The organism is Haladaptatus cibarius D43, assembly GCF_000710615.1.
Taxonomy (GTDB): domain Archaea; phylum Halobacteriota; class Halobacteria; order Halobacteriales; family Haladaptataceae; genus Haladaptatus; species Haladaptatus cibarius.
The window spans coordinates 71,133-96,726 of record NZ_JDTH01000010.1 but is presented as its reverse complement, the minus strand read 5'-3'; the positions used below and the strand labels follow the sequence as shown (position 1 = coordinate 96,726).

General features: G+C 47.5%; 20 protein-coding genes and 2 pseudogenes. 6 read left to right on the top strand and 16 right to left on the bottom strand.

Translation table 11 applies throughout. From position 1 onward, the window contains the following. Positions 1–14 precede the first annotated feature (14 nt). Positions 15–1,262, top strand: a complete 1,248-nt coding sequence (locus HL45_RS18145; protein ID WP_084157131.1) for an outer membrane protein assembly factor BamB family protein — start codon at positions 15–17, stop codon at positions 1,260–1,262. Positions 1,263–1,264: 2 nt separating this feature from the next. Here HL45_RS18145 and HL45_RS20585 read toward each other — a convergent pair whose 3' ends face one another. After that, on the bottom strand, positions 1,265–2,716 hold the full coding sequence (locus HL45_RS20585) for a hypothetical protein (protein ID WP_144240130.1): 1,452 nt from the start codon (positions 2,714–2,716) through the stop codon (positions 1,265–1,267). A 100-nt stretch (positions 2,717–2,816) separates the two neighbouring features. On the opposite strand from HL45_RS20585, the pseudogene HL45_RS21710 reads away from it, so the two are divergent. Beyond that, positions 2,817–2,912 (top strand): annotated as a pseudogene (locus HL45_RS21710) (PadR family transcriptional regulator); the annotation flags it as partial. 44 nt (positions 2,913–2,956) lie between these two features. Here HL45_RS21710 and HL45_RS18135 read toward each other — a convergent pair. The 4 genes from HL45_RS18135 to HL45_RS18120 form a co-directional block, all read right to left on the bottom strand. Next, positions 2,957–3,190, bottom strand: coding sequence for a hypothetical protein (locus HL45_RS18135; protein WP_049972622.1), 234 nt, complete (start codon positions 3,188–3,190; stop codon positions 2,957–2,959). A 5-nt stretch (positions 3,191–3,195) separates the two neighbouring features. Continuing rightward, on the bottom strand, positions 3,196–3,669 hold the full coding sequence (locus HL45_RS20580; protein WP_144240129.1) for a transposase: 474 nt from the start codon (positions 3,667–3,669) through the stop codon (positions 3,196–3,198). A gap of 342 nt (positions 3,670–4,011) precedes the next feature. Continuing rightward, positions 4,012–6,159: a S9 family peptidase gene (locus tag HL45_RS18125; RefSeq protein WP_158413727.1), complete on the bottom strand. Its 2,148-nt coding sequence runs from the start codon at positions 6,157–6,159 to the stop codon at positions 4,012–4,014. Between the two features lie 232 nt (positions 6,160–6,391). Then, positions 6,392–7,564 (bottom strand): M24 family metallopeptidase, encoded by a 1,173-nt coding sequence (locus HL45_RS18120; RefSeq protein ID WP_049972619.1) that lies wholly within the window; start codon positions 7,562–7,564, stop codon positions 6,392–6,394. Between the two features lie 137 nt (positions 7,565–7,701). Here HL45_RS18120 and HL45_RS18115 point away from each other — a divergent pair, with 137 nt between their 5' ends. The 4 genes and pseudogenes from HL45_RS18115 to HL45_RS18100 all read left to right on the top strand — a co-directional run bounded on the left by HL45_RS18115 (position 7,702) and on the right by HL45_RS18100 (position 11,422). Further along, on the top strand, positions 7,702–9,111 hold the full coding sequence (locus tag HL45_RS18115) for a sodium:solute symporter family protein (protein ID WP_049972618.1): 1,410 nt from the start codon (positions 7,702–7,704) through the stop codon (positions 9,109–9,111). 54 nt (positions 9,112–9,165) lie between these two features. Then, positions 9,166–9,909, top strand: a pseudogene (locus HL45_RS18110) (archaea-specific SMC-related protein); the annotation flags it as partial. 599 nt (positions 9,910–10,508) lie between these two features. Next, the gene (locus tag HL45_RS18105; RefSeq protein WP_049972617.1) at positions 10,509–10,769 is read left to right on the top strand and encodes a helix-turn-helix domain-containing protein; all 261 of its coding nucleotides are present in this window, start codon (positions 10,509–10,511) and stop codon (positions 10,767–10,769) included. Beyond that, the gene (locus HL45_RS18100) at positions 10,766–11,422 is read left to right on the top strand and encodes a trimeric intracellular cation channel family protein (protein ID WP_049972616.1); all 657 of its coding nucleotides are present in this window, start codon (positions 10,766–10,768) and stop codon (positions 11,420–11,422) included. The genes HL45_RS18105 and HL45_RS18100 overlap by 4 nt, the downstream gene beginning before the upstream one ends. Positions 11,423–11,543: 121 nt before the next feature. On the opposite strand, the gene gcvPB is transcribed toward HL45_RS18100, so the two are convergent. The 11 genes from gcvPB to HL45_RS18045 all read right to left on the bottom strand — a co-directional run bounded on the left by gcvPB (position 11,544) and on the right by HL45_RS18045 (position 25,017). Beyond that, the gene (gcvPB, locus tag HL45_RS18095; RefSeq protein WP_049972615.1) at positions 11,544–12,971 is read right to left on the bottom strand and encodes an aminomethyl-transferring glycine dehydrogenase subunit GcvPB; all 1,428 of its coding nucleotides are present in this window, start codon (positions 12,969–12,971) and stop codon (positions 11,544–11,546) included. Beyond that, positions 12,971–14,338, bottom strand: a complete 1,368-nt coding sequence (gene gcvPA, locus HL45_RS18090) for an aminomethyl-transferring glycine dehydrogenase subunit GcvPA (protein WP_049972614.1) — start codon at positions 14,336–14,338, stop codon at positions 12,971–12,973. Before gcvPA ends, gcvPB begins: the two co-directional genes overlap by 1 nt. A 12-nt stretch (positions 14,339–14,350) precedes the next feature. Continuing rightward, complete coding sequence (gcvH, locus tag HL45_RS18085) at positions 14,351–14,719, bottom strand: glycine cleavage system protein GcvH (protein WP_049972613.1); 369 nt, start codon at positions 14,717–14,719, stop codon at positions 14,351–14,353. 15 nt (positions 14,720–14,734) lie between these two features. Next, positions 14,735–15,835 carry a glycine cleavage system aminomethyltransferase GcvT gene (gene gcvT, locus HL45_RS18080; protein ID WP_049972612.1) on the bottom strand — a complete coding sequence of 367 codons (1,101 nt, stop codon included), beginning with the start codon at positions 15,833–15,835 and terminating at the stop codon, positions 14,735–14,737. A gap of 79 nt (positions 15,836–15,914) precedes the next feature. Further along, complete coding sequence (ilvA, locus tag HL45_RS18075; RefSeq protein ID WP_084157141.1) at positions 15,915–17,132, bottom strand: threonine ammonia-lyase; 1,218 nt, start codon at positions 17,130–17,132, stop codon at positions 15,915–15,917. Positions 17,133–17,306: 174 nt separating this feature from the next. After that, positions 17,307–18,434 carry a S8 family peptidase gene (locus HL45_RS18070; RefSeq protein WP_049972645.1) on the bottom strand — a complete coding sequence of 376 codons (1,128 nt, stop codon included), beginning with the start codon at positions 18,432–18,434 and terminating at the stop codon, positions 17,307–17,309. Positions 18,435–18,597: 163 nt separating this feature from the next. Then, positions 18,598–19,962, bottom strand: a complete 1,365-nt coding sequence (locus HL45_RS18065; RefSeq protein ID WP_084157129.1) for an ABC transporter ATP-binding protein — start codon at positions 19,960–19,962, stop codon at positions 18,598–18,600. Then, positions 19,962–21,005 carry an ABC transporter ATP-binding protein gene (locus HL45_RS18060; protein ID WP_084157127.1) on the bottom strand — a complete coding sequence of 348 codons (1,044 nt, stop codon included), beginning with the start codon at positions 21,003–21,005 and terminating at the stop codon, positions 19,962–19,964. The genes HL45_RS18065 and HL45_RS18060 overlap by 1 nt, the downstream gene beginning before the upstream one ends. Positions 21,006–21,007: 2 nt before the next feature. Next, the gene (locus HL45_RS18055; protein ID WP_049972610.1) at positions 21,008–22,168 is read right to left on the bottom strand and encodes an ABC transporter permease; all 1,161 of its coding nucleotides are present in this window, start codon (positions 22,166–22,168) and stop codon (positions 21,008–21,010) included. Continuing rightward, on the bottom strand, positions 22,165–23,172 hold the full coding sequence (locus HL45_RS18050; protein ID WP_049972609.1) for an ABC transporter permease: 1,008 nt from the start codon (positions 23,170–23,172) through the stop codon (positions 22,165–22,167). The genes HL45_RS18055 and HL45_RS18050 overlap by 4 nt, the downstream gene beginning before the upstream one ends. A gap of 18 nt (positions 23,173–23,190) precedes the next feature. Then, on the bottom strand, positions 23,191–25,017 hold the full coding sequence (locus HL45_RS18045; protein WP_158413726.1) for an ABC transporter substrate-binding protein: 1,827 nt from the start codon (positions 25,015–25,017) through the stop codon (positions 23,191–23,193). Positions 25,018–25,594: the final 577 nt, after the last annotated feature.

Here is a 25,594-nt window from a genome sequence, read left to right as displayed (position 1 = left end):
AAAGGAGTGAAAGTATGAAACGTCGTCATCTGCTACAACTGGGCGGGTCTGTATTACTCGCCGGATGCGCTTCTCAGTCTAAGAATAAGAAACCAACCCAAAAAATAGAATTAACTGGCCAAAACTGGACACATCCTTATCATGATCCAGCGAATACAAACTATTCTCCAGCTAAGAGTGCGCCCTCAATTTTTACATTGAATGAACAATGGAGTATGAAAAATATTTCATCGTCCGCAATCGCATCGGACAGTGGAAAGCTATACGTCACTTTCCAAGAGCAGTCTAGCGAAGTGTTATGTGAACTTGATGCCGATACTGGTAAAAAGAGTTGGACATTCAACCCAAGGGATAAGGAAAATAAAAATGTGAGCATCGGTGCTCCAACAATAGATACGAAAACGGTCTATGTGAACGTCCAGTTTGGACAAGATAGCCAATCAAAGAGTGTTATCTATGCTCTTAACCGACAAAGCGGAGCACCAAAATGGCAAACAAAGATTACAGCAAATGCTTTAGTCCGCCTCCATTCGTCCGGTATCGCAATCGTTACTCAACAGGGGTCGAAAACGAATTTAGTCCAAGCTCTAGACGCAGCTAGCGGCGAGACATTGTGGCGGTTCCCCAGTACCGGTTCATCGTTGCCATTCCTCGGTAGTAATAAGAAAAATGGCTATCAAGACCGATCGATACCAGCGACAGCTATTGTTGATGACCAGATCTATATTCCGGTCACAGATGGTGGAAAAACTAAAATAAAAGTGGCCGATATAATATCTGGAAAAGTAGAGAAAGAGTTTTCGATTCCTGTTTCAGTTGAATTTAGCTTGGCTGCCTCAAATGGACTCTTGTACGGTACTTCACATTCCTCGGGCCCAGGTGCGGCTAACGAGAATGGTGTGTACGCTGTCAACCCCGAAAAAGAACGACTCCAGTGGACTACAAAGACAACCGAAAACGTGTACGAGCTTGGTGTCTCAAATCAGGTAGTCTACTTCTTTGATGATGGTGTTCGAAGTCTTAATGCAAAGACGGGAAAAGAATTATGGCGTGAAAAATCAGCCACAGTGTATCCCGCTATTCTAAACAGTCTTGTAGCCTCTCTAAACTCAAAAAAGAACATACTCCAAATGAGAAGCCAACAAACAGGTGAATTAGTTACCGACTTTTCATTCCACAACTCGGGATATGTAGAATATCTGTCGTCAGATGAAGAGAGCGTATATGCAATTAAAGGAAAAAATCTCTACCGATTCGCCTAAACCTACTGTGTGGGTATAGATTCGTAACTTGCTCCAGCATAAGTGTAGGACGTTGTAACTGCATAACGATGACTAAGCCCACCCCGACAGGTGTTCTCTGGATATCGGTGATGGGTAAAGGAGAATCGGGATTTACCCTGAACATAACCCGTCCTACCTGCAGAGTGACTATTATAAACCGAAAACTGGACACCTGGACCTTGGTTTGGGCTTCCTGGAATCTTGCTTCGGCTAAACCCAACGTGATCAATATCCCAAACCATTTTGGTCACAGGATCACCGTCGTCATCAGTGTAGTTCTCTTTATGGTAGTTTACTGGATCATTTGAGCCTCCAAATAGATAGTCAATAACCGCTTTGCCTGCTGCCCCGTATGGCCCGCTCGCAGCGGCAGCGAAGTCCAGTACAAGTCCTCCTAAGCCATTATCTTTTCCACCATCATTGGGGTCGTCAGTAGGGCCTGGACTCCTGAAATCAATATTATTCCGATTTTCTCCACTGCCAAGATAGACTTGGTACTCTACATTAGTCGGATACGGCTCAGTATTTACTCCGTCATACCTGGCCAGTATACTTTCTGGTTTTTCTTCAAAGTGACTATGACAGTACCAAACTGAGAGGTCGTTAGTTTCGATCTCATCAGCTTCATGCTGATACGTATTTGATCCCATAAATGCAAGGTTATAATCCCAACTAGAAGCCATAGTACGTTGATCAGAACAATGGTCTGCAGGCGTCCATTTTTTCTTTCCAGATCTAGTCCATTCAGAAAGGAGTCCAGTTGTTGTCGATCCTTGTATGCTGACGTCGCTGGATGATTCATTAGACAAGCTACTTGGATCTGTGAGAGTCATGTCGCCAGATGAGTCACTTTTTCGAGGGAGTCCGGTTTCGTTAACAGTAACATTATTATTTTGATCCGGTAGTAACCCACTTTCAATTGTTCGTTCAATTCCATCTGTGCTTAGCGAATTTTTTCGAGGTCGATCTATAGCTGCTAAGGCAAATCCGAGATTTTCATAATCGGAACGCGGTCTCGTTGCAAACCCAGCTACCAGCTCATTATTTTCAACTTCAAACCTGATGATGAGAGGTAGGTCGTCTTTTTTATGTTTATTATCTCTAGATACGATTTTATATTTCCGAACCCCGTTCCTCTCTAGGTCTGGTTTAAGAGATTCTTTCTTACCAATCGGCACGGTGAATCCAGCAAATTGGAGTTCTCCACTGAGAGTTCCATCAGTATGTGTTTTCAGGCGTGCGGAAGCCGTACCTTGTGATGTTTCAGAAACCGCTTCGTAGGAAACACCCACAAATTCACGTTTACCTTTCGGCTTGGCACTAACCATGTTAGTCCCAACCATTCCTGTGCCGGCTAGGGCACCTGCTGATGTAAGTACAGTCCGTCTACTCACGCTGCTTTCCACTTCTTTATGAGTTTCTTTACGACCCATATTTTCAACACATACTATTCACTATTTATAATTAACGAATTAAAAATAATAATGTATACTTATATTCTAATATACTCTCACTCAGTCAGAAATATCACCGTCTACCGAGGAGACGCTCCAACGAATCTACGAGACGATCAGCGACAAACTCGACAAGATGCTCAAGTACGAGAATGCACCCCGTCCCGACAAGTAGCGGTTCTGGAATGCAGTGAATCATTCCAGATGAGGAAAGTGCTTCTAATGATCCGTGAGACGGAGTTCACCGTCGACTTCGTAGAGATGGCCACGTGACAAGAGCTGGTCGATGATGTCGCCGGCCGTCTGCTTGTCAAGATTTTCTTCCTCCGCAAGTAGCGAATATGCGTATTCGTAGCTGAAACCCACATCCGAGGAAATAGCGGAGTCGAGTGCGTCACGGGTGTCGCGGGCGAGTGGACTAAGCGAGGAAGACCGGTCACGAGGAGAGGACATGCCTATCAGATGATTCGGGCACCCTCGAGAATTGTCTCCTGCAAATCGGTCGGAAACCGTTGATGCCATGTTCGCCAGAGCGTCGACTGATCCAGCACAACCGAAAACCCAAGTCGCTGCCGAATGGATGGGTTCTGCTTTAGATACTCGATAAGTGCCGTTTCATGCTCCCATCCGTACACCTCCTTCAGGAGAAATGCACGCACCAACGTCGTCATTTTGTACGTAGTTGAGCCATGATAACGGTCGTGTGTTTCGAAATCGACATACTCCAGCGGAAGGTCAACTATGAAATCATCAACAGAGTCGTGATCTTCATGAGCGAACCACACCGTTGCAACAGTCCGAATATCTTCTTCAAGCGCATCGAGTGAACTGCAGTCATATAGCTGGGTTGCGTCATAAACAGGCCAGTTGTAGTATGATTTCGCCGCAATAGTTTGGAAAACAGCATGCCGGGAGTAAGGTGAGAGTGCCACTACTCATCAATCGGTTAGTCCAAGCTCAAAAACGCTGCTAACGCGACATCATTACCAGAATGACCGACTTCCACGACGTCAATGAACTCCTCAGAGAATCCGCCTTGAACGAAATTTGTCTCTCAGTTTGTACACTTCAACAGCTGAATCAATTTGTGTCGTGGTTTCTGTCCTCACTGTTTGCTTTCGGATTTGATTGTCAATTGTACCTCGACGTTTACTACCTGCACAGATCTTGATAGCGCGCCGAAATCGTCTCCATCAAGAACCGATATTCAAAATTCATCGGTTGCATAAGAATATCTGGTGGACAACCGTGATTGGATTGTAGCGGTACGGGATTTACCGATAGGTACTAATATCGAACTCCTTCGGCGGATCGGTGTTGTAGAGGTGTTTGACGAAGTAATCCCATCGAGCGCGGATGAAATATGGGTGGTCGTCGAGACCATGGTGCTGATTGGGAATGATGAGCATATCGAAGTCCTTGTTGGCTTCCATAAGGGCATTTGCGAACCTGAGCGTAGCAGCCGGATGGACATTTTGATCCAATTCACCATGTATTAGCAATAGTTCACCTTCCAATTGATCAGCAATTGTGACATTCGATTGTTCGCGATACTGGTCGTCTACTGGGTAATCCATCCACATTTCGTTCCACGAAGCTTTGTCCAGGCGATGGTCGTGATTTCCGCTTGACGAGACCGCAACATCGTAAAAATTCGGATGCTGGAGGAGTGCGCGAGCTGAATCATATCCGCCGGCAGAGTGGCCGTATATCCCTACTCGTGAGAGATCCATGTACGAGTGCTCTGCTGCTAACTGGCGAAGAGTCGCTTTGTGATCCTCAATTCCATCTCGGCTCAGGTTCTTGTAAGAACAGTCTCGGAACGCCTTTGAACGCCGTCCAGTTCCACGACCGTCAACCATAACAACGACGAATCCGAGTTCAGCGATCGATTGTGCGTTGGATCGATATGCGTCGAATCCCTTCGGCACGAAATAGTTGTGTGGTCCCGTGTATATGTGTTCAATTACAGGATACTGTTTTGTAGGATCAAAGTCCGAAGGGCGCCACATAACTCCATAGATATCGGTTTCACCGTCTGCTGCAGCGACTTCAAAGGATTCTGGGGGCATCCAACCAGTGCTGCGCAACTGTCCAACCTCTGCTTTCTCTAACTCTCGTATTATATCTCCACTCGCACTTCGTCGAAGCACCGTACTGGGCGGTGTGTCAACTCGAGAGTGGGTATCGATGACAAAATCTCCCGACGGTGAAATCGTGACGGTATGGTCAGCCAACTCGGGCGTAAGGAGTGTAAAATTTGATCCGTCGAAGTTGACCCGATAGAGATGACGAAGATATGGATCACGATTCGCTTCCCGACCACTGGCAGTAAAGTAAATTTGTCTGTTGGTCTCGTCGACGTGCTTGATGTCACGCACGACCCACTCACCATCCGTAATCTGGCGCTTCTCATCACCCGTTTTGCCGTCGATGAGGTAGATATGGTGCCATCCGCTTTGTTCTGATGTCCAGAGTATTTCCTCTCCATCGTTGACTATCCGTGCATGAGACATCCGTGGGTCAACTAAGGTGTCCGATTCCTCTTCGATTAGCATTCGAGACGACCCAGTGGTCGCATCAACTTTAAAGAACTTCGCCGACCCGAAACCACGAGACCGACGAACGTAGTGCAAGCGTTCGCCATCCCCATACCAGTCAAACAGTGGTTCACCGCCAAAGTACAGAACAGGAATTGGATCGACGTTCAATTCGACTCTAGAACGCCGTTTGACATCAAAAACGACTGGCTCTGCGAGAGGTAATCCATTTTCACCAGGAAGTGGATACGTGTATGTGTAGTGTCTTGGACGCATTTGGTCATCAGGTGATGATTGGACAAGCGCGAACCGTCTAGCTGAGCGTTGATCTAATCGATATGTCACTAAACGATTTGAATCGGGTGACCACTTTACTTCGATCGAGTGGTCAATATCTTGCGTACTTTGTTCAACCATATCCACCGGCGAGGAGAAGGGCGTTGCATAGCCATACTGTTCCTCACCGTCTGCTGTTAACTGGATAACTTCTCGATTCACCGTATCGCGCACGTACAGATTATGATTCTCAACGAATGCGACCCAACGTCCATCAGGTGACTCACCGGGATGTTCTTCCTTTTGCGGTACTGTTTCGCAAGTATAGGTCGAGAGGTCACACTTATATTGTGTTTCTTGTACAGAAAATAGGATAGCCGACTCGTCATCGGTGTATTCAAACTCATCAAACGGGAGACTCCATTGATCGTAGAGAACCTCTGTCTCTCTTGCAATCGCTTCCGCAAGTTGCTCGTGATCAAATGCCGGTGTGCGGGTGTCCTTGTCCGGATTGATTCGAACGAATTCTTTTCCGTTACGGCACTCTCGACGATACCAGAATCGATCGCTGTCACCGATCCAGTGAATGTCGATATCGTCGTTCAAGATAAGTGGTTCAATGTTCTTTGGGAGAAATTTCTCAGCGCGCTCGTACGCTTTATGTGACACCATCGTTGAGTCCTTTGGTTATACTGATAAAGTAGTTATCCATCTCTCTATCTATCAACAGAAAAATATCATTTAGAAATCAATATGAATATTTCTCGTGTTTCCCGAACCAGCGGAAAATGATCCGTCCGCGTTCGCACTCACTGCTTTCTCCAATGAGAGCCGCTAGTTAAACTATGAGTTGGTCGATATCTCGAGGATAGTATGTCAGAGTGTCCGTTCCTGTCTCAGTGACGAGTATCGTATCAGAATGGCGAAATCCGCCGACTTCAGGAACATAGAACCCTGGTTCAACGGTATACAGTTCTCCCGGTGATATCGTGCCGTCATATCCTCGATCGAGAAATGGACGCTCGTGTCCTTCCATTCCGATATTGTGTCCGATATGGTGTTGCACGTATTCATGCACACCCTGTTCTTTATAATAGCTCATAACTGCTTCTTCGACGGCCGCGTATTCGATACCAGGTTCAATTGTGTCGATCGCGACTTTTTGTGACTCACACATTATCTCAAAGTAATCTCGCTGCTCGTCCGATGGCTCACCAACAATCAAAGTCCGCTCAAGTTCAGTCGTATACCCACCGATGGTGGGCTTAACGATTGTAACGATGTTGTCTCCCTCTCGAATACGTGTCGTCTGGTCAACGCTGTGAGGTAGCGAAGTAACTGAGCCAGTCGTGAAGTTACATTGCATTGGACGCGACCAACTCGTCATCTCATATCGTTCACCAAGAGTATCAAGTATTGCATCGGTTCCTTCAACTTCGACCTCGGCACTAATCGAAATAGGTCGTCTCCCTACCGCTAGTTTTTCTTGGAGTAGTCGATGTCCAAGGTGTGCCCACGTACTCGCCTCACGAATAAGATCGATTTCAGCCTCACTTTTCCGTTCACGCATCGTCGTCACGTAGTCCTCAACACCAACAGTACCGGGAATAAGACTGGAAAGTGATGGCCCGGTATAGCCATTTCGACGTGGACTGCCATCGCTATCAACAGCAACTGAACTCTCTGCAATACCAAGATTTTCGCACATCTCAGCGACCAGTGTCATTGGATTACCCTGTGGAAAATCGAAGTAGACGTGGACATCATCGATGTTGAAGTCCGAACGCTCGGCGTGTTCCCGTTCTAGTCGTGGAACGACGATATCGATACGCTCATCGGTCAATCCAACGGCGCACGGACGCTCGGTCGGAAGATGATACATACCAGTTACATAGTATACATTTAGCGCACCAAACAGCACTACGCCGTCATACCCGTCTTCGTGAGCACGTGAAAACAGGGTCTTCGCTCGTTCTCGATACTCTTCATTTGGGATGCGTAGTCGATCCATAAGAGAGACAAAACACGGTACACCGTAAATTTATTTCTAACCCCGTGATAGGGTTAACCATGGAAAAAACAACTGCGATAAACTATAACATGTATATCCAATGTATACAGCAAGAAATGGTCGAGGAGGGATAATCGATGGCCGTACAGTCAGATATCGTACTGTTGTATCCTGTCGCAGGCTATTTGATCGTAATGATTGGAATCGGGATTTGGGCCTATAACAAAGCGGAAACAGCGGAGGATTTCCTTCTTGCCGGTAGAAGCTTAGGTTCAGTAATCGTTGCTGGAACGCTACTCGCGACATGGATGGGTTCGGGGAGTATCACAGGTGGCGGGAATTCGGTCGCATATCAGTTTGGGATTTGGCCGGCATTCTTGCTTGGAACCGCTGCGCTCATCGGCGTCGGGGCTCTCCGAATGTTAGCACCGTGGATTCGAGGTTATAACAAATACACAATCCCGGAGATATTGGAGGAGGGAATCGGCAAAGAAGCCAAAGCTATCGGATTAGTCGTTATTGCAGTCGCGTACGTGGGTATCGTCTCGTACCAGTTCATCGGACTCGGCTTTGTACTAAACGTCACCACCGGAATTTCCGTCGAGACTGGGACGCTCATTGCTGCCGTTATGATCATCGGACTCGCAATGCTTGGTGGATTGATGTCTGTTGCATACACGGACGCTATCAGTGCATTCTTAATGTTAATTGGCCTCCTCATTGGTTTGCCCTTCATCCTTTCGAGTGTTGGTGGATGGAATTCGGTAACAACTCAAGTTCCACAATCGGCACTGCAGCCGTTTGGAACGTTGACTGGAATACAATTTCTCGGCTATTGGGCGCCGGTGCTTCTGTTAATTCTTGCTGATCAGAATATGTATCAGCGGATCGTCGCCGGGCGTACGGATAAGGGAACGAATCGAGGAATGGTTGGCTGGTTTATCGGCGTTGCTGCTGGTGGTATCATAATCCCAATAATCGCGTTTGCTGCTCGAGTACGGTTTCCAAATATTGATCCAGGAATGGCAATGATCTCGATGACGACCGTGATTCCGCGGTGGGTTGGCGGGATTCTTTTGGCTGCTGCATCTGCATTTATCATTACAACTGGAAACTCCTATCTGCTCTCCGCGAGTACAAACATATCTCAAGATCTCTATCGAGGATTTATCAATCCGGAGGCATCAGACAAGCGAGTGTTTTGGCTTACTCGCGTTATCATCGTAGTGCTTGGTCTTTTTGCGTTTATACTCGGCCAATATTTCCCGACAATCCTTTCCATTCAAATTCTCGCCTATACAGCGTATGGTGCAACGATTACACCAGCATTATTTGCAATCTTTCTTATACGAGATCGGCTGACGAAGATAGGCGGGGTATCTGGTATGATCGTGGGGTTTGTCATTACAATCCTTTGGGACACCGTTCTTGGACAACCATTTGAATTGAACGCTGTTATCGTTTCAGCACCGATTGCAGTAGTAATAATTGTTGTTGTCAGTGTGTTCACCAACCAACGACCCGAGGCGGCATCTGTCTCTGAGTAACCAATCTTAACTTACTCGTCTGTGATTCGTAACTTCCTATCTACTTCATACAGAGAACGAAAAAATCGAATCAAAGACCTTCGAGAAACCCGAGGAGGCCTCACAGATAAAATCGAAGATCTCGAAGACGAGGTCGAAGCTCTCGAACAGGAGGAGTATAGCGACGTATTGGATCTCCACAAAGAAGCAAACAAAATAGAGTTTGAGCTTGGGCAAGTAGAATCAAACCTGGGAAGCGTAGAAGAAGAAATCGCGTCCATCGAGTCACAAGTTGCCGAACAGGAGCAACTCGAAGCGCGACGAAAAGCGATTCAAGAAGAACTTGCGAACCTCCGGACGCGTATCGATCAAATCGAAGCAAATGCGGTCGAGCAATTTAACGAACATATGGAGACAGTCTTCAACATCTTCGATTACGACAACCTAGATCGCATCTGGATCGATCGTACTGAACAGGACGTTCGTGAAGGACGGCGGAAAGTCACGAAAAGCGTATTCAATCTACATGTGATCCGAAGTACTGATTCGGGAACCACCTACGAGGATACAATTGATCATCTCAGCGAGAGTGAACGAGAAGTCACGGGCCTCATTTTTGCATTGTCTGGCTACCTTGTGCACAATGTGTATGACTTTGTTCCATTTATTTTGTTAGACTCGCTCGAAGCGATCGATTCAGACCGGATTGCGGTACTTGTCGAATATTTCAGCGAGTATGCTGGGTTTCTTGTCGCTGCTCTATTACCGGAGGACGCCGCGGCCCTCAGTGAACAGTATGAGCGCGTGACTGAGATTTAAAACCAATAATTATTGCATTTATTTTATCAGCTGAGATGCGTTGCAATCATTCGCAATCAAAGAGCGTCACATTCGTCAGCTCTATATCGCCACCTCTCGCAATATTTTGGAGTAAAATTCAAAATATGGCCATAATCGCTACATTAAGATATAAATGCCCGAAGATACTCACCTCTGATAACAGGCCACACACAAATGAGAAGAGTACAAAGCATCGATATTTCCACGGTAACTTCCATAGTCGATACCGTCGGGTCAGACAGAAACAGGAAAAGAACAGAACCTACAATCAAACTATCGAAACCAAAGGGAGTACACAGTCGTAAGAGTAAGCAAACTACTAGAAAGACCAAACCTATTGATTGTGGAGAACAATGCGTACAAAGTGGCGATGTGACGAATATCGTATTAGATGGCATATCCACGTGCGATAGTCTCTTGACAGGGCTCACTGGCGTCAGCGCTGGTAATTGGAAGTCATCGCTTCTCTATGGAACAGTCTTCTATCGACTGGTTCGATCCATTCAGAATAATATTCTAATTGAAATTAATAACCCAATGTTAGAAAGAATAGTTATTAAGGATAGAGGAGTATAGAGATGGAATGGCCGAAAAAAGAACTAGTTATTGATTGCTCACCCAGCGAGAAGCTAGTTTATCTGACCATTATTCAGGAGGAAGAAGCAGATACGACGGAGTTAGCAGAAAAGACGTTATTAAGTGAGCGCACAGTTCGATATGCGACCCAAGGTCTTCGTTCACTTGGTGTCGTCGAACAAGTCTATGTCCTTGGGGACGCTCGTAGACGGAAATACAGATTAGCAGACGAAAAAAGAGAGCAGGAGACTACTATAGTATGATACCGGTTGATCCATTCGTTGTCGTGAATATTCTTGGATTGATCGCATTTGCCTTTGTTGGTGGGATGAAGGCCATTCGAAAGGGATTCGACCCGTTCGGTGTTGCAGTCGTTGGAATAATGACCGCGTTAGGTGGTGGGACAACTCGTGACGTCCTTGTGAACCGGGTTCCAATTTCACTTCAGTCTGCAGGAGACGTTACCGTCTCCTTGTTAGGTGTTGGACTCGCAATTTATGCTGCTAATTTCGTTAACAAAGCTGATCGCCATCCAATCGTTCTGCTTGCTGATGCGCTCGGTCTCGCTGCGTTTGCTACGACGGGTGCGATTGTAGCGACTGAAACCGGACTTTCTGTGTTCGGTGTCGCAGGACTCGCACTTGTGAATGCCGTTGGGGGAGGTGTACTCGCAGATATTCTTCTCGACCAAACTCCGTTTGTTCTTGTTGAAGATATCTATGCAACATGCGCGCTTATCGGAGGAGCGGTATATTGGATCGTTTCTGTAACCGAACCACTCAGCAGTTTCAGCGCACTGATTTGCACTGCGACTGTTCTCTCGATTCGGGTGACTGCGATTTACCGAGATTGGCAACTTCCAACGATTACCGGTATCTCTCGAGGCGATTCGGAACAACTCTCTAAACGTAGCTAGATGTCTCTCGCCCATAAAGGAATTGCACCCTTGGTGGATGAAATTACGATAGCAATGCTCAGTCAACTCGATGTACATGAAGTGCCGGTCAATTTTCCATATTATTCCATCGTTCAGGTAGTCACTCGTCCAAGTGCTGCCAGGAAAGTTGAGGATTTCGCGCGGCGCTAGTCTGATCAATTCGCTGGGCAGAGGTTCTATTTGGTGCTTGTTCCAGCGCCTCGAATTCCTCGTTGCTGACTGCGTTAAATGCAGTTGCCAACTGTTCAAGGGTTTTCTTACTCTCTGCTTCAGTCGGTTCGGTCATAAGTGCTTCCGGGACGGTTTCTGGCCACTTTGTCGTCGGTGGATGAACACCGTAATCTAACATTCGCTTCGCAAAGTCGGCAGCGTCCTGCTCGCCTGCGCTTGCAACGAATTCATGATGGAAAGGCCGAAACGGAATTTCAAGATCAAGCTGTGAGGCGAGATAATTGGCGTTGAGTACTGCTTTTGCGCTTGTATCTCGTAGTCCTTCATTACCCAACCTGCTAATATAAGCGTAGGCTTTGAGCAGTACTAACCAGTTCCCCATCGCCCCATGAACTTTGCCAATGGTCTGGTCAGGTTCAAACAGTTCATATCCGTCATCCGTTTCACGAACCTGCGGCGTGGGGAGGAACTGTTTCAACTCCTGCTTCACACCGATTGGTCCCGCGCCGGGACCACCGCCGCCGTGTGGCGTAGCAAACGTCTTATGCACGTTATAGTGCATAATATCGAATCCCATATCTCCTGGGCGGGCACGTCCAAGAAGTGCATTCAAATTTGCACCGTCGTAGTAGAGTAGCCCGCCAGCCTCATGGACGATATCCGCAATTTCCTCGATATTTCGTTCAAATAGTCCGAGAGTGTTCGGATTCGTAAGCATGAGTGCGGCAGTTGAGTCACCCACAGCAGCCGAGAGTGCATCAAGATCGACTCGTCCGTCAGAATCAGCTGGCAATTCAACAACTTCATATCCAGCCATCGCCGCACTCGCAAAATTAGTGCCGTGTGCACTGGAGGGGACGATGACCTCGTTTCGTTGCTTTGATTCATCATTCGATTCGTGAAGTGATTCTGCGATAAGAATCCCTGTGAACTCACCTGCGGCACCTGCGGGCGGCTGCAGTGTTACTGCATCCATACCGCCGATCTGTCCGAGATATTCTTGCAATGTTGAATACACTTCGAGAGTTCCCTGAACACTCACAGAATCACGATCTGGATGGACTGCAGTTGCAGGAAGTGCAGCGATGTCCTCGGTGAATTTTGGATTGTACTTCATAGTACAAGAACCGAGTGGGTACGGGCCATTATCGATGCCATAGTTCATCTGTGAGAGTCGGGTATAGTGCCGCGCGAGTTCTGGTTCAGAGAGTTTAGGCAGTTGAAGCGTATCTCGCGTGAGATCATCGGGAAGGTCAGTTTCACCAACTTCGACATCTATCAGTCCTTTTTCCGAGAGTAGTGGCTCATATCCGTCGGACTCAGAATCGTTCCATATCGTCTGATTAAACAGTTGCATTATTCGAGCACCTCCGTGATTGATTGCGCCAAATCATCTACATGACGTTCATTTGCTTCGGTCACGCAAATTTGAATCACATCGGCATTAAGTGCATGAATCGCAAAACCGTCCGCCATCAATTCATCCGCTAGTAGATGTGCATCGGACTCAACGGATGCCTTAAACTCCCGAAAATGATGGCAGTCACGAATCGGCGCAGAAATGCCGTCGATTTCATCAAGCACTGTAGCGACTTTCTCAGGGAGTTGGTGACATTTCTTCGCCAACGAAATGAGGCCAGACGGGCCAAGGTATGCAGCGTGAATTGCTGTCCGAAGGGCGACCCAGGCTTGGTTTGTGCAGATATTACTCGTTGCTCGCTCCCGACGAATATGCTGTTCACGTGTTTGGAGTGTTAGCGTAAATGTTCGCTCCCCATGAGCATCTTCCGACGCACCAACTAACCGTCCCGGAACTTGACGAATGTAGTCGTCACGACAAGCGAATATCCCAAGTCCCATACCATACGCGGTTGGAAGTCCGAGAACGCTCGCATCACCAACAACTACGTCAGCACCAACGGAAGCGGGAGTTTGTAATAACGACAGTGCCACTAAGTCCGAACCAAGGCAAAACAGTGAATCCTGCTTTTCGATTAGTGACCCAAGTTCATCAAGATGCTCCTCGATAACGCCTTCAGTTGTCGGATTTTCAAGGTAGACCATCACAACGTCGTCATCAAGAGCACGGTCAAGTACCTCCGGGGTAGTTTGCCCATTTTTGGTTGCGAACGCTTCAACAGTGAGATTAGTTCCGATTACGTAGTTCTCGAGCACAGCACGCCGTTCAGTGCGTAAATAATCCGGAACGAGAATCCGAGACCCACTAACTTGACGAACGCGGGCAGCGAGAGTAGCTGCTTCTCCAAGTGCCGTTGCAGCATCGTACATAGAGCAGTTTGCGACGTTCAAGCCAGTGAGTTCGACAAGCAACGATTGGTATTCAAAAAGGGCCTGAAGAAACCCCTGTGTGATTTCTGGTTGGTACTGAGTGTATGAGGTGAGGAATTCAGAGCGGAGTGAGATGTGGTCAACAATTGAAGGAACATAATGAGAGTAATGTCCCCGGCCAAGGAACTCAGTTTGAGCGGAATTCTGCGTTAGCGTTTGTGCTAACTGCGCTGTGACCTGCTGTTCCGACGCGACGGTGATATTTAGTCGATCGTCGAAGCGAATCGACTCGGGGATGTCAAATAGCTCTTCAACATTTTCGGAGCCGATTGTGTCTAGCATCTCCCGAACATCCGCTTTGGTGTGTGGAGTAAATGGACTTCCGGTGCAGTTATTTATCTTTTCAGTGTTGGTTTGGTCAAATTGGTTAGTCATGTTGGTTAAATTTCATCCACGATATTCTGTTGGAGTGAGGAGGTGCTCTAGGTCGTCATCAGCCACCATTTCGATCATCCATCCACGTTGGTATGGTTCATCATTGATGTACTCTGGCTCATTGAGGACAGTTTCATTCACAGTAACGATTTCCCCGGATACAGGGGCGTATATATCCGAAACAGCCTTGATACTTTCTATCACGCCAATTTCTTCACCTTCTTTGAACGCCGCTCCTTGTTCGGGTAACTCTACAAAAACAATATCTCCTAATTCGTCTTGAGCGAAGTCAGTAATACCAACTCGAATGACTTCATCTCGTCTCTCTACCCACTCGTGCGATACAGTGTAATGGAGGTTATTTGGAACTTTGAATGACATTGGTTCTAGCTCCGGTTAGTTAGCATTAAGCGAGGTTAGGAATCGCTGGTTAACTATCGTTGCATCAACGGTTCGATCTCGAATCTCGACTGCAACTTCCAGCCCTCTCTCGGCATACTCTGGCTGGATATAGCCTAGTGCTAGCGGCACATCGAATGTCGGACTTAGAGTACCACTCGTTACCCTCCCAATCTCGATTCCATCATCGACAATGGAATATCCATGGCGAGCAATTGCACGGTCTTTGATTTTGAGTCCGACCATTTGCTCATCAACACCCCCTTCTTTGAGATCTTGCAAAGCCCGCTGACCAACAAAGTCTGGTTTCGAGAAGTCGACGACAAAGCTAAGACCCGCTTCGAGCGGTGTTCGTGGTTCATCTTCTGGATCAAAATCTTGTCCCGAGAGCAACAAACCCGCCTCAAGGCGGAGTGTGTCCCGTGCACCAAGACCACATGGTTGGATGTCTTCGAATGCATTCCAAACCCCTGCTGAATCATTGGCGGGGAAGAATATTTCGAACCCATCTTCGCCAGTATAGCCCGTTCTCGCAACCAGACATTCTACACCGGCTATCTCATTTCGGAAACATGAAAATACAGATACATTTATAACAGGATCTGCTGTGACTGAATCGACCTTTGCTTCAGCATCCGGGCCTTGCACTGCCACTAATCCGGTCTCGCTGGTTTTGTTTTCAACGCTCACTGTTAACCCATGTTTCCATGCAAACTTCGACCACCGGTTGACCATTTTCTCTCCGTGGCCAGCGTTAGGAACGAACACGTAGCCATCTCGATCTGGGTACTGGTATACCACAGTATCATCCAAAATCACACCATCGTCGTTAAGAATACACGAGTAGTGGGCATCTCCAGGATTCAACTCCCGGATATCGTTTGTGGTCAAGCGGTTCATCAGTTCAGTAGCGTCTGGGCCACTTACCGTCACCTCACTCATATGACTGACATCAAATATCCCGACAGAGTCTCTTACTGCCGAATGTTCTGTTCGAATACTATCAAATTTAACAGGCATTTCCCAACCACCAAAGTTGGTGAAATCCGCTCCCGAAGTTTGGTGTACCTGATAAAGGGGTGGCTTGTGTGATGACACATCTCATTCATTCTGATGGCTGAATAAATAATTTTCTCTGTGAAAATGTGACTCTACTTTGAAAGCTCTTGTGTCCGATTTAGCTAACACGAGTGACCGAATAGCCCAAACTACGTATTGAATCTACAATCCGATCAGAGTGGGCAGTCCCACTTGTTGTTATTCGAAAGTGCAGATACGCTTCTCCAACATTGAGGTCATTAACCGAGCGCTCATGGCGAACATCCCGGATGTTCGCACCGTGATTGGCGATCATCTCCGATATTTGATTCATTTTTCCAGGTTCATCGACAATATGCACTCTCAGGCGAATGAGCTGACCTCGATAGGTGAGTCCGTGGGTCAGAACTGTTTGAAGGTCAGTCATACTCAAATTGCCGCCAGAAAGTAGTGGAACCACGGTTTCACCACGTACATCAAGTTTTTCACTACGAACTGCTGCAACAGTCGTCGCACCCGCCCCCTCAACCATCTGCTTCGTTCTTTCGAGTAAGAAGAGAAGACTTCCAGCTATCTCTGTCTCGGAAACAGTAACGATCTCATCGACATATTCATCGATGAGTTCGTAAGTAAGACGTGAAATGCCGCCGGTAGCGATTCCGTCAGCTATCGTTCGAACTTCATCAATAGCACACGGTTCCCCCTTCTGCAGGCTTTCTGGTACTGTGGCTGCACCGTGCGCTTGCACACCGACAATTCGCGTTTTGGGGGAAAGTTCACCAACTGCTGTGGCGATACCACCGATCAGTCCGCCCCCACCTACTGGGACGATTACCGTGTCTACCTCGGGGACTTGTTCTAGGATTTCCAAGCCAACAGTACCCTGTCCTGCGACAATGTCTTCATCATCGTAGGCATGTACGAAGATGGCGTCATCGTCCGCAATCGATTGTGCATGATCCATCGCCTCCTGAAAGTCGTGTCCATGGAGTTTGACATCAGCACCATAATCTGCAGTTGCATCTATTTTAGCTTGTGGTGCATTCTTTGGCATCACAATCGTCGAACTAAGCCCCGTCTTCGTTGCTGCGAATGCAACACCTTGGGCGTGATTGCCAGCACTTGCCGCTATTGTTTCCGTCGCTTCACAGCCGGAGTCGGTAATTCGTTTGAGCTTGTTGTATGCACCCCTCGTCTTGAATGAGCCAGTTTTTTGTAGGTGTTCCATCTTGAACCGAATTTCAGCACCGGTCTCTTCTTCTAATGAGCGACTCGTCTCGATTGGAGTTTCCCGAACGACGGCTTTGTCACTAATTCGATCACGGGCTTCTTGAATGTCAGATAATGATACACTCATAGTTCTCATTTGCTCCCATTAATGGGATTGTCAACGAACCTCTCGTCAGTAGATGCTTCAGATGGGCCACCTTATATTTGGTGGTGGTATACGTGATTCTGGGGGATAACCCACAATTATAAAAATGACTTTGAGATAGGGACTGCTCTCGCTTCTACCGCTACGAATACTTTCTCAATTATTTCCCGAATTGACACCAACCGCAGCAGCAGCGTCAAGCAAGCCATGCCCCTGTTGGTAGTTTGGCATGCCAAGATCCTCAGCAGTACTATTGAGCGTACTACGAGCATCCACGTTCGAATAGCCGAGTTCACCCATAAGAACACCGGCTGCACCAGCGACATGCGGTGTGGCCATCGATGTACCCGACATAGTGGTGTATGTGTCGTTGTAGTACGTCGAGTAGACGCTGCTGCCGGGGGCTACGAGCTCGACCTCAGGCCCCGTATTCGAGAAACCAGAGAGGTTGTCGTAGCTGTCTGTCGATCCCACTGCAACACACTCGGAGTTCGCGGCGGGATATCCAACACAGTCATAGCAACCGTCATTGCCAGTAGCCGCGGGGAGGTAGACGCCTCGATTGTAGGCGTAGGTACAAGCATCCTTTACAACGGATGAGTATGGTCCACCAAGGCTCATACTACCGACGTCCCAACCTTGATCGGCAACATACTCGATGCCACCAGCGATATCGGAATTATAGCCACTCCCACTATCGCTAAGAACCTTCACGGAGTGCAACGTTGCCCCCGGAGCGACTCCAACGACACCTTGGGAATTATTCACGCCTGCTGCAATGCCAGCGCAGTGAGTGCCGTGGCCGTTGTAATCGTACCAACTGGAGCCGGTGAAGTAGGCACCACTACCAAGGTTAGAGTAGAGGTCTGGATGGTTGGGATCGATACCCGTGTCGAGGATGGCGATATCCGCACCGCTTCCGTTGTATCCGCTGAGTTGTGCTTGTTCAGCATCGACTCGGTCAACGCCCCACGGTAGACTTTCCGCGAGTGCGTGCATTTCTCCATCCTCTTCGACGTAGCGGAGTTCGCTACGACTTCGAAGGCGGTCTAGAGCCTGTTTTGGGAGTTCAACCGAAAGTGCGTCGAAGGAGAAGTCCCGATGAACTGACTTCGATGCGTTGAGTGCAAACTTTCGGCCTTCAGAGCTCTTGTAGCCGATATTTACTCGAACGAGGTCATTTTGTTTTGCCGTCGCGATTCCGGTGACGGCTAAGCCACCAGTTGCCGCTCCAGCCGATTTTAATACGTCTCGTCGTGCAGGGGTAATTTTATCTCTTTGCATCGCAATTATAATACGTAAGTAAGAGATATTAAATCTTATTTCTAGCATATATAATTTAATTTCTATAAATATAGCTCAAATATAAAATTTGTACAAGATTACATATATATTCTGGTGAGATAGCCGGATTGGTTGTGACCCACACCATACTCTACCATTCTTCTCACTGTGAGCGGCTATCTTCACCCTGGACTCTGCCGGCGTTTCGGACAACTCGACGAGCAATCGATCCTGATTTTTGCGCTAACTTTGTAGCCTGCTGACCGTCGTGAAGCAAACAGGCAACATTCCTATCCATTCCTACTGCAGAAAGCGAGGGATGCTTCTGCTCACAGACGGTCGAAAACTCATTGCGAAGTTGCTTTTGTGCACTCTCTTGATCTCCAGTTATAATCGACTTGAGTGCTTGATCAAGGATCTGTTCAGCCGCCGAATCACCGACCCGTTTGGGGATGCCAAACTCATCCCGAATTGCGTTCTTTATTTTGGTGATATCCATCCCATCCAATGATTTTCCGCTTTCACCGACGAACTCTAATACCGCTTCACGATCGATTCCGTGTTCGCGAAGATGTATCCGCAAATCCAGTACTGCCCGCCATGCAGATTGTTCGAAATCGTAATCATCTGGTTGTATGGCGGCAGGACAGCGTGTGTGGAATCGACATCCAGTTGGTGGATCAGATGGATCTGGAACTTCGCCACTAAGTTGCACCGAACCTGTATTCGTATCCGGATCTGGACTCGGAACGGAATCGAGAAGAGCGATTGTATATGGATGGGCCGGAGATTCAAATATACGTTCGACAGGGCCAGATTCGACGATTTCTCCGAGATACATCACATTCACACGATCGCAAACTTCCCGAATTACACCCATATTGTGACTAATCATGAGTACACCAATACCGAACTCTGCTTGCAAATCCTCCAATAACGAAAGAACATTCGCTTGGATAGATACGTCGAGTGCAGAAACCGGTTCGTCCGCAACGATAAGACTTGGATTCGTTGCGAGTGCCCGTGCAAGTGCAATTCGTTGTTTTTGCCCACCGGAAAACTCGTGTGGATAGCGGTCGACATCATTAGCGCTCAACCCAACTCGCTCAAGGAGATTCATCGCGATTGAACGACGTTTGTCAGTATTTCTCATTCCGTGGATTACGAGCGGTTCTGCGATGGACTCACCGATAGTCATCCGTGGATCAAACGACGAGTCCGGGTCTTGGAATATCAACTGCACGCTCCGTCGGAACTTCTTCAACTTTTCTTGCTCAAATGAGCTCACCGGTTTACCCTTGAAAAGTACCGTGCCGTCAGTTGGCTCTTCAAGCTGTAAGATACTTCGCACTGCCGTAGATTTTCCGCATCCGGATTCTCCGACAATACCGACCGTTTCACCTGCCCTGACCTGGATGTCGATTCCATCAACAGCTTTGACAGTTCCTACTTGTCGATTCAACAGACCTTGTGTGATCGGGTAGTGCTGTTTCAGTCCACTTACTTCGAGGAGTGGTTGGTCACTCATTAGGTATTACCTCCACTACAGGAGTGTTCGGAATTGCCTGTACAACTCGGAGCGGTAGAATCGTCCAGCTCTAGTTCGTTATTCTGATAATAGATGCAAGAGGCAACGTGGTTCTCAGAGACTGTAACGAGTGGCGGTTGCGATCCGGATGCACAGTCATCGACGGCTTTCGGGCAACGGTCGTGGAACCGGCACCCCGCTGGCGGATCATAGGGACTTGGAAGCGACCCCTCTATTGCTTGCATTTTCTCACCTTGGCCAGGGAGACATCGTAACATTGCACGTGTGTACGGATGTGCTGGCGATTGTAGAACATCACGAACATCTCCTTTCTCCATGACTTTTCCAGCATACATAACCACAACTCGGTCTGCGACCTGTGCGACGACTCCGAGATCGTGTGTGACAAGCAGGATACTCATATCGAATTTAGCCTGTAGATCTTGAAGAAGGGTCAAAATTTGCGATTGGATGGTAACATCGAGTGCCGTCGTCGGCTCATCTGCAATCAATAAATTCGGTTGACAGGCGAGCGCCATTGCGATTACAACACGTTGTTTCATTCCGCCAGAGAATTCGTGAGGATAGTCATCAACACGCTTCGTTGCTTCTGGAATTCCAACCTGGTCGAGTAAATCGATGGCATGACTACGGGCGACAGATTTGTCCACATCACGGTGAAGCATAACTGCCTCTACTATCTGAGCACCAACCGTATAGACTGGATTCAGAGCCCCTTGGGGGTTCTGAAAAACATACCCGATTCGACCGCCGCGAATATCGCGGAGTTCGCTGTCGGACATTTCAGTCACATCTCGACCATCAAATAAAATTTCTCCGTCGGTGATTTCACCAGGTGGTGTCGGGAACAGCCGTGTAATCGACTCTCCCGTTACCGACTTTCCGGATCCGGATTCGCCAACGATGCAGACTGTCTCTCCTCGGTTGACATTAAAGTCGATGCCATCAACAGCGAAAACGGTACCACTGTCTGTGTTGAACCGTGTGTGAAGGTCGTTCACAGAAAGTAATGAATCATCCATTGTTACTCACCTGAGCGGGGGTCAATTGCGTCGCGAGCGGCATCTCCAACGAAATTAAATGCAAGCACAGTGAAGAAGAGGAAAAATCCGGGGATGGTGGCGATCCATGGAGCAGATGCCAGTTGAGATCTGCCACTGGCAATAACCTGACCCCACGAGAACACATCGGGGTCACCTAGCCCGATAAATGATAGCGCTGCTTCGCCGAGAATAAATCCTGGAATCGTTAGTGTTGCTGCAGTGATAACCGTACTTGAAACGTTCGGAACAAGATGGTGCGTTATTATTCGTCTCTCACTTGCTCCAAAGCTCTCTGCTGCTTCGATATATGGTTCTTCTCGCCGCTGGAGCGCTTCGCTTCGAACGAGTCGAGCGGTTCCCTCCCAGCTCAAGAATCCATACAATAAAATAACAATAAATAAACTATTTCCGAATAGATAAACGGTTAATAAGAGCAGCATGAACGCGGGGAACGTCATCTGAAGGTCGACATAACGCATCAAAATTTCATCAACAGTTCCGCCGAAATACGCGGCCACAGTACCAACAGTTGTACCGATAGTAATCATAACGAGCATACCGATTAACCCAACTTCGAGACTCACTCGTGCACCGTACACCATGAGTTTGAGAATATCCATTCCTCGCTGATTCGTTCCGAGAGGGTGTTCCCACGTTCCGGTGACGACTTGCCCCTGTGGCGCAGCGGTCATACCAACCGGTGGCAACAGCGAATCTGAGAACGTCAGTTTTGGCTCTGAGACTACGAGGGGGCCGACAATTCCCACGACGACCAATCCACAGAGGTAAGCTAACGAGTATACCGCTAGCTTGTTCTTCCGAAATTGTGACCAGTAATACTTTGACATTCGTTTATTTTCGTATAGTGGTACGACCACATTGAAAAATAAGAGAATTAACGTTAGTATGAATAACCAATCGATTCCACTTATATCCCAAATGAACGGCGTCGTTACCGTTGGCTGTTTCGAGGGAATGACGAATGAGTCGTACAGCAATGCAAAGGCATAGATTCCCAACACTGCAAGCTGCGTCCGAACAGTGAGCGAAAGATCGAATCGACTCTGTTGATATTCGGACCAATCAACCTGATCAAATGTAAGATCCATTGGCGAGTTCACTGATTTCTTGTCTGAGCTCATGTTCGATCACCGTAGTCGATCCGCGGATCCAGCCAAACGTATGCTAAGTCTTGGAGTAGGTTACCGATCAGTGCGAGAAAAACGGGAATGAGGGTAACACCCATGATGAGAGCGGTATCTTGATTGATGATCGCTTTGTAGCCAAGTAACCCAATCCCGGGAATTTGGAAGACTATCTCTACTAAGGTTGCACCAGCCCAGAGCAGTGCCAAGGCGTCGCTCACAAGGATGGTTGAGAGCGGAATTAGTGCGACTCGTAAAATATGCTTGATGAGAAGATGCCATTCACCTGCACCTTTTGCTCGTGCCGCTTTGACGAACTGTGATTCGGCATATTCGAGCGCCTGACTTCGCGAATAACGCATTTGCCCGGCAACAGCCGCTGTCGATGTAACGATTACGGGAAGGGTTATCTGTTGAAGATTTTTCAAGCTGACAAATTCAACCCCAGTATGATAGTAGACTGGTGGAACGTAAGGTTCCAGTGGGACACCGAAAACGACCAAATCTTTCATCCATACCGAAACGACCAGTATGAGAACAATTGCAAACCAGAAATTCGGAATACTAATTCCAAAGAATGCGATGAATGTTGCGAAATAATCGATCGAGGTGTACTGATGCATTGCCGAATACAAGCCGAGACCGAAACCAATGGTAACCGCAAGTAGTATCGCAGGGATCATAATCTGAGCAGAGTAGGGCCATGCGGTTGCGAGCGCTGTCGTTACGGGTTGATTGCGCGTCGTCGACCATCCCCAGTTGAGCGTCGCAATATTAGTCATGTAGTCGGTGTATCGTTCACTAACTGGCTCGTTCAGACCTTTGCGTTCGCGATATGCTTCCATTGCTTCGTCGGGATTTCCACCTTCCTGCGCCGCATGAAATGAGGCTTCCATTTGCCCGGTATTCGGTGATAACGTGAGAATGCCAAATACGATGGATAAGGCGAAAAAGGTCGCAACCAAGGTCCAGGCTAGACGTTTAGCGATATATCTTTTCATCTTGTATACTCACCTAGGCTACCGATCATTGAAGTAGAGTTCACGCGCAGCGTCGTTGCTGGTGTACTGATTTTTCGGCTGTTCGAGGCCTGCAACCTTTTTACGATATCCTTCTACAACGGCACCACAGTCGGTAAACACGACTGGTTGTTCTTTACTGATAAAGGATAGAAGCTCAGAAACGATTTTCTGCGTTTCTTTCTTCGTCGACGCTTTCGCAGCGGAGTTGACTTGCTGCATCAAATCGTTCCGAGATGGGACGTATCCCCACCAGTTGAAACTACCTTTTTTCGGGAACAGCATAGACATCACATCCCACGGAGTGTACGCAGCGTGGTCGAAACCACTTGGTATTAGATCCCAAGACTTCTTGCTCGTCGAATTGCTCCGCGGGCCACCATTCCACGAACCAGCGCTCCATTTAGGATTTTTCCCGGAATTTTGAGCGTAGTTTCCATAGAGATTCGTAAGCGACGTTCCCTGCGCATTGATCTTGACTCCGAGCTTGTCGTACTGTTGGGCAAGGTAGTCTTTAAGAATTCGAGTACTCTTCCAGCCAGTGACATACACTAATTTTAGTTCGACTTGATTACCACCTGAGTCGGTAAGCCGACCATTTCGATAGGAGTGGTTTGGAAGGGCGGCATTGATCTTTCGTTTAGCTTTTTTGATCTTCGGGCCGTTTGGAACCCAAACACCTTCTTGGTCGTAGAACGGCCCCCATTTTGGCGACCATGTGTGGACTTTTGTTCCGTAGCCTCGTTGAACTTTTTCGATAATCACGTTCTTATCAATCGCCATTGCAAAAGCTTGGCGAACTGCCTTCTTCCGAAACGGCTTCCATCCGTTTTCCCGCTGGTTCATGGCAATAAAGTCGATAGACGAACCAAATTTGCTACTGAGTACGTTAACATTTGGATTCTGTTTGAACTGACTTGCCTTGAACACGCTCAATCCGGCATGCGTCACATCACCGCTCTTGAGAGCAGATAGTGTGGTGCTTGATTCGTTGAATATCTGCCTGATATATTTTTTGACGTAGGGCGCGTTCTTATACTCCTTCGTTTCTGCGAGATAGTAGTCGTCGTTTTTCGTGTATTCCATTTTCGACTGCCGTTGCCACTTTTTGAGGTTGAACGGACCTAAATTTCCAGTCCAAGTTGCATTGACAATCTCATCTGCCTTTTTTAATCCTTCCATATCCTTGTTTTTCACATAGGGTTTCAAGAGTTTCTTCGGCAGTGGTTTCATCCACTTAGTGGGATCCGTAAATAGCCAGTACGGGCGTTTCTCCGGTAGCTCCGCACGGAGAGTATATTTCCCGGTTTTTTCATATTTGATTGGTTCACCATCGATGAAAAAGGAGTTAACATAGGGATAGCCATGCCATGAGTCCTTATCATTCTGATTGATTGTATTTAACTGGTATATGTAGTCCTCCGCGGTCAGCTTTCCATAGGGTTCGCTGTACCGAAGATTCTCACGGAGTTTAATTGTGAGGACGTCATTGCTATCACTCAATTCCCAACTCTCGAAAAGCATCGGTTCAATTTCAAGATCGTCGTTGATAACTCCGCCCCAGTCCATCAGAAGACCGATTGCATCCTGTGTCGATTGGTCACTAGCAAGGTATGGCACCAGGTGACTAGCATCTGCAGTTGTACCTTCAACCCAGGTTCCGCCAATGGGTTTAGAGGCGGCTTGTTTCTGTGTTCCCTTGGTTTGTGAACCAGTGCCGTCTTGAGAATCCTGCTGAAAACTACAGCCAGCAAGACCGAGAGTACCTGCTGCCGCAAACGTGCGCATAATTGAACGCCTTCTGACGTTACTCTTGTCCAATGGCATCATTTTACAATGTAGAATCAGCGTATTTATATCTTTCTAACCAATCATAAATAACTACTTTACAAGGGAGGTTAATGAGTCGCCATATCTCGTTTGATGTTCCCACGTTTGCCGTATTCCGGCATCTTGCAGAAGTATTTACCCAACCCCCATTGGTGTAGATCGGGCCATCAGATTGTTCTAGCGAAAATTATGTTCCGCATCTCCGAACACACATTCTACACCCAACTCAGAGGGATTGCATTAAATACTATTTTTTGGCCAGAATAACGCATACGTTTAGCAAGACAAGTGATAGCATAGTTAATGACACAGAAGTTATTTCGTCTGATGAAAGCTCCGTTCCTCCACAAGGAACAGAGTAGAACCGTTCACCACTAGTCATCGCTGCATCGATATTGCCGAGATGCCAATCATTACAGAGATAGTAATGTAAAGGCACTCTATTACAGAGGTAGATGTGTAATGGCTACTCGTTACTTACGATATTGGGGGTAGCTTTGGTAGCCAGAGTATGGGAAATGAGGAAAAAGGTAGTAGAAACGGGGGTTTAGCTTTCAGAATCGAACTTCGGGGT

Excerpts from the sequence above, each read along its gene's own strand:
- HL45_RS18115 (WP_049972618.1), top strand. The coding sequence starts at position 7,702 with ATGGCCGTACAGTCAGATATCGTACTGTTGTATCCTGTCGCAGGCTAT.
- HL45_RS18135 (WP_049972622.1), bottom strand. The coding sequence starts at position 3,190 with ATGTCCTCTCCTCGTGACCGGTCTTCCTCGCTTAGTCCACTCGCCCGC.
- ilvA (WP_084157141.1), bottom strand. The coding sequence starts at position 17,132 with ATGAGTGTATCATTATCTGACATTCAAGAAGCCCGTGATCGAATTAGT.
- HL45_RS18045 (WP_158413726.1), bottom strand. The coding sequence starts at position 25,017 with ATGCCATTGGACAAGAGTAACGTCAGAAGGCGTTCAATTATGCGCACG.
- HL45_RS18065 (WP_084157129.1), bottom strand. The coding sequence starts at position 19,962 with ATGAGTGACCAACCACTCCTCGAAGTAAGTGGACTGAAACAGCACTAC.
- HL45_RS18145 (WP_084157131.1), top strand. The coding sequence starts at position 15 with ATGAAACGTCGTCATCTGCTACAACTGGGCGGGTCTGTATTACTCGCC.
- HL45_RS18050 (WP_049972609.1), bottom strand. The coding sequence starts at position 23,172 with ATGAAAAGATATATCGCTAAACGTCTAGCCTGGACCTTGGTTGCGACC.
- gcvH (WP_049972613.1), bottom strand. The coding sequence starts at position 14,719 with ATGTCATTCAAAGTTCCAAATAACCTCCATTACACTGTATCGCACGAG.
- HL45_RS18055 (WP_049972610.1), bottom strand. The coding sequence starts at position 22,168 with ATGAGCTCAGACAAGAAATCAGTGAACTCGCCAATGGATCTTACATTT.
- HL45_RS18100 (WP_049972616.1), top strand. The coding sequence starts at position 10,766 with ATGATACCGGTTGATCCATTCGTTGTCGTGAATATTCTTGGATTGATC.
- gcvPB (WP_049972615.1), bottom strand. The coding sequence starts at position 12,971 with ATGCAACTGTTTAATCAGACGATATGGAACGATTCTGAGTCCGACGGA.
- gcvPA (WP_049972614.1), bottom strand. The coding sequence starts at position 14,338 with ATGACTAACCAATTTGACCAAACCAACACTGAAAAGATAAATAACTGC.
- HL45_RS18120 (WP_049972619.1), bottom strand. The coding sequence starts at position 7,564 with ATGGATCGACTACGCATCCCAAATGAAGAGTATCGAGAACGAGCGAAG.
- HL45_RS18060 (WP_084157127.1), bottom strand. The coding sequence starts at position 21,005 with ATGGATGATTCATTACTTTCTGTGAACGACCTTCACACACGGTTCAAC.
- HL45_RS20585 (WP_144240130.1), bottom strand. The coding sequence starts at position 2,716 with ATGGGTCGTAAAGAAACTCATAAAGAAGTGGAAAGCAGCGTGAGTAGA.
- HL45_RS18105 (WP_049972617.1), top strand. The coding sequence starts at position 10,509 with ATGGAATGGCCGAAAAAAGAACTAGTTATTGATTGCTCACCCAGCGAG.
- HL45_RS18070 (WP_049972645.1), bottom strand. The coding sequence starts at position 18,434 with ATGCAAAGAGATAAAATTACCCCTGCACGACGAGACGTATTAAAATCG.